The sequence below is a fragment of the Streptococcus oralis Uo5 genome (assembly GCF_000253155.1).
GTDB lineage: Bacteria > Bacillota > Bacilli > Lactobacillales > Streptococcaceae > Streptococcus > Streptococcus oralis_L.
On record NC_015291.1, the window covers coordinates 946,939 to 959,767 of the forward strand.

The following is a 12,829-nucleotide window of genomic DNA, read 5'->3' on the forward strand; positions in this document are numbered from 1 at the left end:
ATTTTATAAAGATGCAAATCGAACTCTGTAGAAGATAGCTTTTACAGAGTTTTTCTTTCTTTGATTGCACGAATTTATGAGAAAAACAATAAATCTGATTTTACTTTAATTTAAGTATAAGGAATTTTTAAGCATTTACTTGTATACTTTTCCAATCATCAAAGAAAGAGGTGTAAATATGAACTATCTAGTTATCCCAGCTTACGAACCTGACTACAATCTCATCAAATTGATTGAAAAGATTCACAATAAGAGCGATTTTTACATCATTGTCATTGATGATGGAAGTTCGGCAGAATGCCAAGACATTTTTGCTCAAGCGGAGGATTTTGTGACGGTCCTTCGCCACCAGGTCAATCAAGGAAAAGGGCAAGCTCTGAAAACAGCCTTTGAGCACATTCAGTCTCTCAATAAGCCAGGGACTGTGGTTACAGCAGACGCAGATGGACAGCACAGGATCTGGGACATCTTTCGTAGCTTGACCAAATCAAATGAAAATCCTAATACACTTGTCCTTGGTGTCCGTGCCTTTACTGGCAAGGTTCCCTTGCGTAGTCGCTTTGGAAATAGCTTGACTCGTATCTTGTTTAAACTGCAAACGGGTGTCGCTGTATCCGACACACAGACAGGATTACGTGCCTTTTCAACGGATATGATCCCTTTTATGCTCAAGGTAGAAGGACAACGGTATGAATACGAGATGAACATGCTCCTCGAAGCAAGTCAAGTCTACCCAATCTTAGATGTTCCGATTGAAACAGTCTATATCAACGACAATGAGGCTTCTCACTTCCGACCTATTCGGGATGGCTTGATGATTTATAAAAATATTTTAAAGTTTGCGCTCTCGTCTTTTAGTAGTTTTATCGTAGATTATGTGGTCTACGCTCTCTCTATTCTATGCTTGAGCTTTATTCCGACAGGTCTGCGTGTTCTTCTCTCAAATGGTTTGGCACGTGTGACTAGCTCCATCTTTAACTTTTCTACCAACAAAAAATTGGTCTTCAAGAACAAGGCGAGCAGTTTTAAAACAGGATCAGGCTATTTTGGACTAGCTGTTGGCCTCTTTATCTTAGACACCATCCTGATTCGCCTCTTTAATTCAGGTCTTGGAGTCAATTTGCTGATTGCGAAAATTCTTGTCGGAATCATGCTCTTTATTCTCTCTTGGACAGTTCAAACTCGCTTTATTTTCAAAGAAAGGACCTGTAGCCCATTATGAAAGTTTTAAAGAAACCCTATCTATACGCCTCGGTCTTGGGCTTGCTCCTGACAAGCTCCTTTACCTATTCGATGTTGAAAACCTTTGTACTCTCTGAAACGATTTCCACTGTATCTAATACCGGCTCAACCTCTAACACCGCAGCAGCAAGTCAGGCAGCAAAAAATGCTCAAGTGACGGATACTAGCTATTCAGATGGAAATATCAGTGTCACCCTCACTGAAAAGACTGTGAATGAAACGCAAGTCTATGTGGCAGATATAACCCTCAGTTCATCGGATTATCTAAAAACAGCTCTAGCTCAAAACTCCTATGGAACCAACGTCACAGCTAAAACCTCTGTAACGGCTGCTGAAAACAATGCTATTCTAGCTGTCAACGGTGACTACTATGGAGCCAATAGTTCTGGTTATGTTATCCGTAATGGAGTTGTCTATCGGGACAGTGTCCGTGAAGACGCTAGTAACGGTGACCTTGCCATTTACAAGGACGGCTCCTTTAAAATCATCTACGAGGACCAAGTTTCAGCCGATCAGTTGGTTCAGGATGGTGTCGTCAATCTACTGGCATTTGGTCCGTCTCTAGTTGAGAATGGAGAAATATCTGTTGATACCAATACAGAAGTCGGTCAGGCCATGTCATCCAATCCTCGTACAGCTATCGGGATTATCGATGAAAATCACTACATCATCATCGTTTCGGATGGTCGTACTTCTGAAAGCAAGGGCTTGTCACTTTACCAGATGGCAGAAGTGATGAAATCCTACGGAGTGAAGACAGCCTATAATCTTGATGGTGGTGGATCCTCAACTCTCTACTTTAACGGTCAGGTAATCAATAAACCGACTACAGGTGGAAGCAAGATATCAGAAAGGGCGGTGAGTGATATTGTCTACATCGGTTACTAAAATCAAAAACAAACGCCTCAAAAAGACACTCGTTGGCTATAGCCTTCTCACTATTTTCTTCTTTGCATTTAGCCGTATCTACGAGTCCTTTAGTTTTGGGGAGACCTCGCTTCATATGCACTATCTCTTTGTAGTCCCTCTAGTAGGAGGTATCATTTTAGCAATTTTGTTGAAAATCATTCCAAATTTAGCACGACTCAGTCTAAACTTGTGGAACTCGGCAGTTGCAGTCCTAACGGCTGGAATGCTCTTTCGAGGAATTGTCAATCTATCAGGTCGTTCAACGACCTTAGATCAGCCCTACTGGTATGTTGGCCTAGGCTTTGCTATTTTGGCTATCGTCTCGCTTTTCTTTCATAAGAAAAACAGTCAAGAATTAGCTTAAAAATTGAAAACTGGTTGTTGAGAGAAACAGCCAGTTTTCTTGTTGAAGTTCATGCCTATAGATCACAAAACCCCATATTATTTGTTTGGATTTAATGGGGTATGAGTGACGTTATCTCGGTATAATAGTCTCATAGAAGATAAGGAGGCATGAATATGCAGATGTATTTTGGAGATGTGTCACTTTGCTATAGCTATTCATTAGCAATGGCACTAGAAACCTATGGTTATGACTTTAAAGCAGATTTTTTAGAGGCAATTATGGTGATGGGAAATGGCGCTAGTATCGTAAAGGAAGATGAGGAGCACCCTCTAGTATTCTTTGATAATGGAATGCCAGACCTTTCCATCTCTCATTCCTTAAAAATACTTGGGTTTGACTATGAGGACTTCTATCTAAAGGATGGATTGGAAGTAGATTTGGAAGAGGTTAAAGGAAAGTTGGAAACACTTCTGTCCAATGGACCTGTCGTACTGGGACCTCTTGATATGGGGCATCTGACCTACAATCCCAATCACACAATTCTTTATGGTGTGGATCACTTCGTAACCGTGTATGACATTGATGATCAGTATCTCTATTTGCATGATCCAGCTGGTTTTGCCTGTATGAAGGTTGCTTTTAATGACATATTAGAAGCTTGGAAGGCGGAGGCTATTGACTATAAGCGTGGATCTTACTCCATGTGGGGAAATTTTAGGAAGGTAAAGAGTCCTAGTCAGACTGAAATCTATCAGGAAACGGCGAGGGTTATGAAAAAACGATATCTGAATGGTCAAAACGGTGTTTTGGAATGTTATGCAAAAGCAGTTGCTGAAAACGGCTTAAATACGGAGCAAAAGCAATTGCATCAGTATTTCAGCTTTAAACTTGCAGCTGTTCGAAATCTCTACCTCAGTAAGTTCTTAAAAAACCATGATCCAGAAGGAGCAAGGTTAAAAGAAGAATTGGCTACTCTATTTGGTCAAGCCCACCTTTCATGTTTAAAAGAAGATTACCAAGAACTATCCCGCTTACTCTATCAGATAGCAGAAGTGGACGGTCTCTTTAAAGATTTATATGTAAAGTAGTGACTATAAGCATAAAAGAATAGTTAGTAAAAGCAGTTGTTCGTAAAATGAAGAACTGCTTTTTGATTATGGTATAATGAAATAAGAAAATACCTCAACCTACTAGAAAATGAAGGGAGAACGCCTATGCCTAGACCAAAAACAAAAGAGGAGCTAGTGTTAGCCTCTAAGGAAAACTATGAAAAACTTAATCTCCTCATTTCTCAGTTGAGTCAGGAAGAGTTGATGATTCCATTTGATTTTTCAAAAGACCAAAAGAAAAAAGAAGCTCACTGGAAAAGAGATAAAAATCTACGGGATGTCCTGATCCATCTCTATGAATGGCAGCAGTTACTTTTGACCTGGGTACATTCTAACCAAACAGATCATGAGAGACCTTTTCTCCCTGAGCCTTATAATTGGAAAACTTATGGGGAAATGAATGTCGCTTTTTGGAAAAAGCACCAGAGAACGTCCTTAGAAGAAGCGACCAAACTCCTCAATAAATCACATAAAGAGGTTTTAGAGTTGATGGAAGACTTCAGCAATGACCAACTCTTTAACAAAGGTGTCTATAAGTGGACGGGAGGGACAAGTCTAGGTTCCTACTTTGTCAGTAGCACCTCCAGTCACTATGATTGGGCTATCAAAAAACTTAAAGCTCATCAGAAAAATTGTAAGTCCTACTAGTTAAAGTGAGTATGAAGTTTAGAAAAGGTTCTTCTAAGCTACGAATAGCTTCATTCTCGTGATTTTTGATTTATTCTAGCTTTAGAATCCTACAAAAATTAAAATTTAAGGCCGTCATAGAGTGGGTAGGATAATGGCTGTTACAAAGATACATCCGATTAAAACAACTCTTAAAAAGGCGATAGATTACATCTGTAACGGAGATAAAACCGATGATGAAATCTATGTTACCACACATCTTTGCAGCAGAAAAAATGCTCATAAGGAATTTGACCTTACCAAGAAACATAATTCATTAGCCTCTCAGTATGAGGAATTGGAACATCTGAAAAATAACATGAATAAGTATCTTGGAAGGGATAAAACAGAAAAAAACGAATCAGTTATTGGAGCAATTAAGAAATATAAAAGGAAAATAGATAAAACAATTGAGCAGAGTCATAGTATGAGTAACGATATGGAGCTATAGTGATACATGGAGAGTATTATAAATTTGATACTCTCCATTTTTTGATGCAAATAGCATCTGATTTTTTAATAAAAATATAGAAAAAATGGGTGAAATATGCTATAATGTCTACTAAATAGATTAAAATGTGGCAAGGAGGAATAAAGATGGCAAGTCTTAATGTTACTGATGTAATAAAAGAATTAGACATTTCTAAGTCATATTTATATAAATTAATAGATAAAAAAAATATTTTAATCCCGGGAAGTGATACAGGAAGGTACTTTTGGGATGAAAATACAGTTGAAATTATAAAAAGATTTTTGCAGATAGATGGTTTACAGGATAAGGATGACACAGATTTTTTAATATCTAAATTAGGACTAAAGCAGTCATTCATAAACAATAGACGATATTTAGGAAATAAATATTCTCTTTCCGATTTTATAAGAAAAACAGTTGATGAAAATTGTAAAGGTGTAAATATTGTTATTGACATATTTAGTGGAACCGGTGCAGTTGCGAATACTTTTAAGGATAAAATGCTTATCACAAATGATTTACTTTATAGTAATTATATTTCCAATTATGCATGGTTTGGATATGAAAAATATTCAAGCAAAAAGATAATTGAGCTTATATACGACTATAATCAAGTTAAAACAAAAGAAAATAATTATATGCGAGAAAATTTTGCAGATACATTCTTTTCTGCTGATGATTGTAGCAAGATAGGATATATAAGAGAAGATATAGAGGCAAAGTATAAAAATAAAGAAATAAATTTTAAGGAATATGCAATATTGATTACATCGCTTCTATATGCAATGGATAAGATTGCAAACACAGTTGGACACTACGATGCATATAGAAAAAATGTTGATTTTGAGAAAAAATTAGTATTGAATGTTTTATTACCTGAAGAAACGGTAAATTCTAATAATATTTGTTATAACTTAGATGCAAATAAACTTATTAAAAGTATTAGGGGTGATTTGTTGTACTTGGATCCTCCATATAATTCAAGGCAGTATTGTGATGCATATCATTTACTTGAAAATGTGGCAAGATGGAAAAAACCTGAAGTTTATGGGGTTGCAAGAAAGATGGATAGGGCTTCACTTAAAAGTGATTACTGCATGATTACGGCTACAAAAGCATTTGAAGAACTTATTGAAAGGGCTGATACAAAGTATATCTTACTTTCATATAATAATATGTCTGACAAGGGAAATGATAGGTCGAATGCGAAAATATCAGATGAAGATATTATGAGAATTCTTAGTAAAAAGGGGAAAGTTATTATATTTGAATCAGACTACAAGAGTTTTTCGACTGGGAAATCAGATATAAAAGATAATAAAGAAAGACTATTTTTATGTGAAGTGTTTAGCGAAGAAAAAAAGAAAATGAATATACCTTGCCCGTTTAATTATACAGGTGGAAAATTTAAGTTGCTAGAACAGTTGCAACCTTTATTTGATGAAAAGGAAGTATTTTTAGATTTGTTTGCCGGAGGAGGAAATGTTGGAATAAATTCATCTTCTTCAAAAGTTATTTTTAATGATACGAATGAGAATTTGATAGATTTAATTGAATTTATAAAAGACACTAATACTGATGCTTTATTAAAACAAATAGACAATATTATTGAGGCGTATAATTTATCCAATACATCATTACATGGGTATTCCTATTATGATTGTGATAGTAGTAGAGGCTTAGCCAAATACAATAAAGGAAGATTTCTCAAGTTAAGAGATGATTTTAATGCTAAAGTTCTTGCTGGAGAAATAGATTATCCAATGCTATATGTACTTATGGTGTTTTCTTTTAATAATCAGATTAGGTTTAATCGAAAGGGACTTTTTAATCTTCCGGTAGGTAAGAGAGATTTTAATTCCAAAATGAGAAGTAAACTTGTATTATTTTCTGAAGAATTAAAAAGTAAAGATGTCCAGTTTATGAAAAAGGATTTTAGAGAAATTTCGCTAGATGGTTTTTCTCAGGAGACTTTTATTTATTGTGATCCACCTTATTTGATTACAAATGCAACATATAATGAAAATGGAATGTGGACTGAAATAGAAGAAAAAGCTTTACTTGAATTTTTGGACGAAGCCAATGAAAAAGGCTTTAATTTTGCTTTGTCTAATGTTTTGGAAAGTAAAAATAAAAGAAATGATATTTTATATAATTGGATTGAAAGTAAGGGGTATTACTGCAATCATCTGAATAAAAGTTATTCAAATAGCAGTTATCACAGAAAAAATAAGAATAGTATGTCTGAAGAAGTTTTGATTACTAATTATCCAGTTGATTGGAGGAATGAGTAAATGGTAAATAAAAGTATTCCATATCAAAGTTTTTGTTGGGTTATAGGAACTACAAGTTTTAGAACTGCAAAACTAAATTTAAAGATTGAAGAGCAATTATTGTTATTAGAAGAATTTTATAAAACTGTATCAATTAAATCAGCTTGGAATTGGAATAATACTCTGCAAGAAGAGTATTATGATTTTATGAAAGAACGAGAATTTCTATATGGAGATGCCAGAAGAAAAGATAAAGACGCCAGAGAAAAAACATCGGGTTTAGTTGATATAGGCTTGATTACTCCGGATAGGTTAATTACAGATGCAGGTAAAGAACTTCTAAATATTGCAAGAGAAGGAGCTTTTGATACCAATAATTTCTTTAATTTGGACAGCGATAGCTTCGTGTATTTGAAGCAATTATTAAAGACTACGATAAATGTGAACAACAATATTGTAAGACCTTTTTTGGTTACCTTAAAAACTTTATTGGAACTTGATTTTTTGACTTATGATGAGTTTACTTATTTTATTCCTCTGATTAATGATAGAGAGAGTGCTGAAGAAATTATCGAAAGCATCCGGCTATATAGGGAAGAAAAAATCACATTAGAAGATGTGATATACGAAAGATTGATTGTTATGGAGAATTACCAAGAGGCACTTTCAGAATTCATTGATCATGCAGTTGATGAAGAATTGATTTGCCTCATTGGCATGAATCGAAAAAGCAGAAATTATGATAAGCCTTATTATAGATTGTATGAGAATATTAAGAAAATCTTTCTTGATAACGGGGATGATTATGAAGCACTATTAAATTCTGCTAAGAGCATCAATCAAAAGCCCGGAACATTATGGAGGAGTTTATTATTTAGGACAACGAACATTAGTGTAATAAGAAAAAATGGGAAATCCTCTATTTTGTCTGCGTGTCCATTTTTAAATTGCTCAAGCGAAAGAGAATTAAAAGAGGTTTTCTTTAAGTATCTGCATGTATTTAAAGCGATGGCAACCTTATCGGATTACTTTGATTTGAATCGAAGATATTTTAATATTACAGATACCTTAATCTTTGAAGATCAACTAATCAAATTAGATATGCTCCCGAAATATTTTTTCAAAGAAATAATGGAAGATTTGTATACAGAAGCTTTTACTAGATGTGATACATTAACACAGAGCATCACATTGATTGAAATTTCAAGTGCGTTTGATGTTGATATCAATAAGGTTTATCAGACATTAAGTGCGGATTTAGGCATCAAAATCAAGTCATCTGAACAGGCGGCAGCATATGTAAACGATGAACGTTACAGAAGATTCAATGCTTTAATAGACAAAAAATTTAATGATTCCATACTTGTAGAATTGTTAAATTGTTTTGAGAAACGTAATGATAAGAGAATAGAAGAGCTAGTAACAGACGAGGCGGCTATCCCAACTATTTTCGAATATGTATTAGGAATTATTTGGTACAAAGTCAGCGAAAGAAAAGGAAATATATTGGATTTTATGAAATTGTCATTAGAAGCTAATCTGTTACCTAAGACACATGCGGCTGGAGGTTATGCAGATATCATTTATGAATACGAAGCCTGTACTTCTTATCCGAAACATTCATTATTGCTTGAAGCAACGCTTGCAGATGGGAATAATCAAAGAAGAATGGAAATGGAGCCTGTTTCAAGACATTTAGGAGATTATAGGATTAGATTTAATAATCCATTTGATTACAGCCTGTTTGTAAGCACACACTTAGATAAAAATGTGATTTCAGATTTTAGATATAGAAAGATAATTCCATATACTAGAGATGAAGGGACTATCACAGGCATGAAGATTATATCAATGGATACTGATTCTCTCAAGAAGATAATTGAAAATAAGATCAAGTATAAGTATTTGTATGAAGTCTTTGATAAATACCATGAAATGCCATTAGAGACTGTAGATTGGCATGATGGGATGATAAAAGAGGCTACGGGAGAGTATGAGGCATAAAAAATATGAACTTTCAAAATTAATATATGAATCAAACAAGGTTGTGAGAAGAGCAAAAATGAAAAAAATAAGATATACATTTACATACACAAAAATGTAAAAAAGGTGATGGAGCGTCGAGAGTAATAGATGCAGAAAAATTCATAGAAAAAATTCAAGAAAATAACGTTGGATTATGTGCGATTACGAATCATAATAAATTTGATATCAATGAATATAATGCGATTTCAAGTAAACCAATAAATTTTTTTATTTTCCGGGCATAGAGTTAGATGTTAGATTTGATGAGAACAAAATAAGGCATATTATTTTAGTGTACAGTCCAGAGTGTGCAATTGATTTTAAAGATATTTTTTCAGTTTATCCAGTTGCAGAGCATATTCTGAGTCTTAAAATTGACAAGAGGTTGAGACAAGGTGATGTAACTTTAGTCAATGAAATTCAAAGTGTTACGATCAATGGTGTAACTAGAAAGTTCTATTCTTTTTCTACCAAATACTGTTCCCATCATAACCCTAAAGAATACCCTATCTATGATAGCTATGTAGAAAAGGTATTGAAATACTTTAGAAAAACAGATAAATTTTCTAAATTTAAGAATTCAGACCTAAAAGATTATCAAAAATTTAAAAATATAATTATTGCTTTTAGAGGATACTACGGATTAGAAGAATTTAATCTTAAAGAGATTGACCAGTATTTATGGCAGTTGGAAAAAGAGTATTTCCCTAATAAATACAAGTAACTTGTTTTAGCTTAGAAAGGAAAACTTCAAATTGCCCTACAAATTTCTACTTTTTGATCTAGATCACACCTTGCTTGATTTTGATACTGCTGAGGATGTGGCTCTGACGCAACTTCTAAAAGAAGAAGGAGTTGCGGATATCCAAGCCTACAAAGACTATTACGTTCCTATGAACAAGGCTCTCTGGAAGGACTTGGAGCAAAAGAAAATCAGTAAACAAGAACTGGTTAACACGCGCTTTTCTCGTTTATTTGCCCATTTTGGGCTGGAGAAAGACGGTGCATTACTTGCCCAGCGTTACCAATTTTACCTCGCCCAGCAGGGGCAAACTCTTTCGGGGGCTCATGAACTTTTGGACAGTCTTATTGAGCGTGATTATGACCTGTACGCTGCGACAAATGGAATCACTGCCATTCAGACGGGACGTTTGGCTCAATCGGGTCTGGCACCTTATTTTAACCAAGTCTTTATCTCCGAGCAATTACAAACACAAAAGCCTGACGCACAATTTTATGAAAAAATTGGTCAACAGATTGCTGGATTTAGTAAAGAAAAGACGCTGATGATTGGAGATTCCCTAACAGCTGATATTCAAGGTGGCAATAATGCTGGGATCGATACTGTCTGGTACAATCCCTATCATCTGGAAAACAAGACACAAGCTCAGCTAACTTATGAAGTTCATTCTTACCAAGACTTGCTGGATTGTTTGGATGCTATGTAGTGCTTTTCCTAAGAGGGGATGATATGGAAACAAAAGTCATTGAAGAGATTGATAACTTACTAAACCTCATTGAGCAGTATCAGTTAAAAGGTGTGGTTGCTCAAGTAAATTCGTTAAAAGAGTTAAAGTATTTCATAAGCAATCATATAGAGTTAAGTACTCGAGAGAAGATGAATATCCACTATTCACTCTTTCTTCCTAGGGGTGGCTTATCTGAACTCTACTATATGGACGCAAATTTTGAACGGATGAAGTCTGTAAATAATCAACTTTCCTATTCTATTGAAACAATCGAAAAGTTTTTAATGGCTGATTGATACTGTGAACACTCATGTCAAATAGTAGGATAGATAACAGTATATGTAAGAACTGTAAAAAGTGGTTTCCATAGCCACTTTTTGCTATAATAGAGGCAGTAAAAACAAAGGAATAGTAAACGATGTCAAGACCAGAACTTTCTCTTTATGAACCATTGTATACACTAAAGGAAGTTGATCAAAATATCTGGATAGCAGATGGTGATTTGATTCAAATGGACATGAAGATCTTCAACCTTCCTTTTCAGACACGTATGACGGTGATTAAGTTAAATGATGGCAAACTTTGGATTCACTCTCCGATTGCGCCAAACGAGAAACTGTTTACTGAACTGGATGCTTTGGGCAAAGTCGCTTACCTGATTTCACCCAATAAGATTCACTACGCCTATATTGCAGATTGGAAAAAAAGATATCCTCATGCGCAAACATGGTCTAGTCCAGGAGTTGAAGAGAGAGCGAAAAGTCAGAATATCAAGGTGGTATTCAATGCTCCCTTAACAGATAAGGCTCCTGACCTATGGTCTGATGAGATTGATCAGCTTATTTTTAAGGGAAGTTCTGTGATTGAAGAAGTGGTGTTTTTTCATAAATCAACTAAAACACTCATTGTAACGGACCTTATAGAGAATTTTGAACCGGAAAAGATAGCTAGTCCAATCCGAAGAAAAATTTATCGTTTAGCTCGTGTAACAGCCCCTGATGGTCAAACTCCTATTGACTATCGGATGACTTTTTTAGGAAGACAAAGGGAAGCAAAGGTTTCCTTTTCCCGTATGTTAAACTGGAAACCGGATAAAATCATACTTGCACATGGTCTATGCTTTTTTGAGAACGGTATAGATGAATTAAAACGTGCTTTTAGATGGATACGGTAAAGGAGAAAAATATGCAACACTCATCTTGGCATGCTTTGATTAAGGAGCAATTACCTGAAGGGTATTTCGGGAAAATCAATCAATTTATGAACCAGGTCTATGCTCAGGGAACTGTTTATCCACCTAAGGAAAAAGTTTTTCAGGCTCTCTTGACTACACCGCTTGAAGAAGTGAAGGTGGTGATTCTAGGGCAGGATCCTTATCACGGGCCAGGTCAAGCGCAGGGTTTGAGTTTTTCTGTACCTGACTCTATCCCAGCTCCACCGTCCTTGCAAAACATTTTAAAAGAATTGTCAGATGATATCGGCGTTAAGAAATCACATGATTTGACGTCTTGGGCTGAGCAGGGAGTCTTACTTCTCAATGCTTGCTTGACGGTTCCTGCTGGGCAAGCCAATGGTCATTCTGGGCTAATATGGGAGCCCTTTACTGATGCTGTGATTCAGGTGGTCAATAATCTAGACAGACCTGTAGTCTTTGTGCTCTGGGGCGCTTATGCACGTAAGAAGAAGGTCTTGGTTACCAATCCTCACCACTTGATTATCGAATCAGCCCATCCTAGTCCGTTATCGGTTTATAGAGGATTTTGGGGTTCCAAGCCTTTTTCCAAGGCCAATGCATTCTTAACAGAGACAGGACAAGAGCCAATCGATTGGCTTAGATAAGGAGAGAATATGCCTCAGTTAGCGACGATTTGCTACATTGATAACGGAAAAGAACTACTCATGCTCCATCGCAATAAGAAGCCCAATGATGTTCATGAAGGCAAATGGATTGGTGTGGGTGGTAAACTAGAGCGAGGGGAGACACCTCAGGAGTGCGCGGCGCGTGAAATCCTAGAAGAAACAGGCCTCAAAGCCAAGCCGGTTCTAAAAGGTGTTATCACTTTTCCAGAATTCACGCCAGATTTAGACTGGTACACCTATGTTTTTAAGGTGACAGAGTTCGAGGGTGACTTGATTGACTGCAATGAGGGAACCTTAGAATGGGTTCCCTATGATGAAGTTTTGAGCAAGCCAACTTGGGAGGGTGACCACACCTTTGTTGAGTGGCTTTTAGAAGATAAACCCTTCTTTTCAGCTAAGTTTGTTTATGATGGGGATAAATTATTGGATACCCAAGTTGATTTCTATGAATAAAGGAG

General features: G+C 35.7%; 13 protein-coding genes and 1 pseudogene. All 14 read left to right on the forward strand.

Annotated elements, in window-relative coordinates:
* Window positions 1-178: 178 nt before the first annotated feature.
* The 14 genes and pseudogenes from SOR_RS04745 (at window position 179) to SOR_RS04810 (ending at window position 12,824) form a co-directional block, all read left to right on the forward strand.
* Window positions 179-1,222, forward strand: coding sequence for a bifunctional glycosyltransferase family 2/GtrA family protein (locus SOR_RS04745; protein WP_001108586.1), 1,044 nt, complete (start codon window positions 179-181; stop codon window positions 1,220-1,222).
* Window positions 1,219-2,130 carry a phosphodiester glycosidase family protein gene (locus SOR_RS04750; protein ID WP_000866189.1) on the forward strand — a complete coding sequence of 304 codons (912 nt, stop codon included), beginning with the start codon at window positions 1,219-1,221 and terminating at the stop codon, window positions 2,128-2,130. The genes SOR_RS04745 and SOR_RS04750 overlap by 4 nt, the downstream gene beginning before the upstream one ends.
* Window positions 2,111-2,515: a hypothetical protein gene (locus SOR_RS04755; RefSeq protein WP_013670217.1), complete on the forward strand. Its 405-nt coding sequence runs from the start codon at window positions 2,111-2,113 to the stop codon at window positions 2,513-2,515. Before SOR_RS04750 ends, SOR_RS04755 begins: the two co-directional genes overlap by 20 nt.
* A 155-nt stretch (window positions 2,516-2,670) precedes the next feature.
* On the forward strand, window positions 2,671-3,585 hold the full coding sequence (locus SOR_RS04760; RefSeq protein WP_001178526.1) for a cysteine peptidase family C39 domain-containing protein: 915 nt from the start codon (window positions 2,671-2,673) through the stop codon (window positions 3,583-3,585).
* Window positions 3,586-3,711: 126 nt separating this feature from the next.
* Window positions 3,712-4,254 (forward strand): ClbS/DfsB family four-helix bundle protein, encoded by a 543-nt coding sequence (locus tag SOR_RS04765; protein WP_001137901.1) that lies wholly within the window; start codon window positions 3,712-3,714, stop codon window positions 4,252-4,254.
* A 133-nt stretch (window positions 4,255-4,387) separates the two neighbouring features.
* Entirely contained in the window at window positions 4,388-4,723 is a 336-nt protein-coding gene (locus SOR_RS10335) for a hypothetical protein (RefSeq protein ID WP_013670218.1), read from the forward strand.
* A gap of 146 nt (window positions 4,724-4,869) precedes the next feature.
* Entirely contained in the window at window positions 4,870-7,038 is a 2,169-nt protein-coding gene (locus SOR_RS04775) for a Dam family site-specific DNA-(adenine-N6)-methyltransferase (RefSeq protein WP_000157686.1), read from the forward strand.
* Window positions 7,039-9,021: an AlwI family type II restriction endonuclease gene (locus SOR_RS04780; RefSeq protein ID WP_000247594.1), complete on the forward strand. Its 1,983-nt coding sequence runs from the start codon at window positions 7,039-7,041 to the stop codon at window positions 9,019-9,021.
* 346 nt (window positions 9,022-9,367) lie between these two features.
* A pseudogene (locus tag SOR_RS04785) lies at window positions 9,368-9,766 on the forward strand (hypothetical protein); the annotation flags it as partial.
* Between the two features lie 31 nt (window positions 9,767-9,797).
* Window positions 9,798-10,490: a pyrimidine 5'-nucleotidase PynA gene (pynA, locus tag SOR_RS04790; RefSeq protein WP_001146408.1), complete on the forward strand. Its 693-nt coding sequence runs from the start codon at window positions 9,798-9,800 to the stop codon at window positions 10,488-10,490.
* 23 nt (window positions 10,491-10,513) lie between these two features.
* A complete protein-coding gene (locus tag SOR_RS04795) occupies window positions 10,514-10,807 on the forward strand; it encodes a hypothetical protein (protein ID WP_000448757.1) in 294 nt (97 codons plus the stop codon).
* 122 nt (window positions 10,808-10,929) lie between these two features.
* Window positions 10,930-11,685, forward strand: coding sequence for a DUF4336 domain-containing protein (locus SOR_RS04800; protein WP_000089458.1), 756 nt, complete (start codon window positions 10,930-10,932; stop codon window positions 11,683-11,685).
* A gap of 11 nt (window positions 11,686-11,696) precedes the next feature.
* A complete protein-coding gene (locus tag SOR_RS04805) occupies window positions 11,697-12,350 on the forward strand; it encodes a uracil-DNA glycosylase (protein WP_001164856.1) in 654 nt (217 codons plus the stop codon).
* A 9-nt stretch (window positions 12,351-12,359) separates the two neighbouring features.
* On the forward strand, window positions 12,360-12,824 hold the full coding sequence (locus SOR_RS04810; protein WP_001135768.1) for an NUDIX hydrolase: 465 nt from the start codon (window positions 12,360-12,362) through the stop codon (window positions 12,822-12,824).
* Window positions 12,825-12,829: the final 5 nt, after the last annotated feature.

Bases quoted from the DNA above. Each gene is read 5' to 3' on its own strand.
- SOR_RS04745 (WP_001108586.1), top strand. From the start codon at position 179: ATGAACTATCTAGTTATCCCAGCTTACGAACCTGACTACAATCTCATC.
- SOR_RS04750 (WP_000866189.1), top strand. From the start codon at position 1,219: ATGAAAGTTTTAAAGAAACCCTATCTATACGCCTCGGTCTTGGGCTTG.
- SOR_RS04760 (WP_001178526.1), top strand. From the start codon at position 2,671: ATGCAGATGTATTTTGGAGATGTGTCACTTTGCTATAGCTATTCATTA.
- SOR_RS04765 (WP_001137901.1), top strand. From the start codon at position 3,712: ATGCCTAGACCAAAAACAAAAGAGGAGCTAGTGTTAGCCTCTAAGGAA.
- SOR_RS10335 (WP_013670218.1), top strand. From the start codon at position 4,388: ATGGCTGTTACAAAGATACATCCGATTAAAACAACTCTTAAAAAGGCG.
- SOR_RS04775 (WP_000157686.1), top strand. From the start codon at position 4,870: ATGGCAAGTCTTAATGTTACTGATGTAATAAAAGAATTAGACATTTCT.
- SOR_RS04780 (WP_000247594.1), top strand. From the start codon at position 7,039: ATGGTAAATAAAAGTATTCCATATCAAAGTTTTTGTTGGGTTATAGGA.
- SOR_RS04795 (WP_000448757.1), top strand. From the start codon at position 10,514: ATGGAAACAAAAGTCATTGAAGAGATTGATAACTTACTAAACCTCATT.
- SOR_RS04800 (WP_000089458.1), top strand. From the start codon at position 10,930: ATGTCAAGACCAGAACTTTCTCTTTATGAACCATTGTATACACTAAAG.
- SOR_RS04805 (WP_001164856.1), top strand. From the start codon at position 11,697: ATGCAACACTCATCTTGGCATGCTTTGATTAAGGAGCAATTACCTGAA.
- SOR_RS04810 (WP_001135768.1), top strand. From the start codon at position 12,360: ATGCCTCAGTTAGCGACGATTTGCTACATTGATAACGGAAAAGAACTA.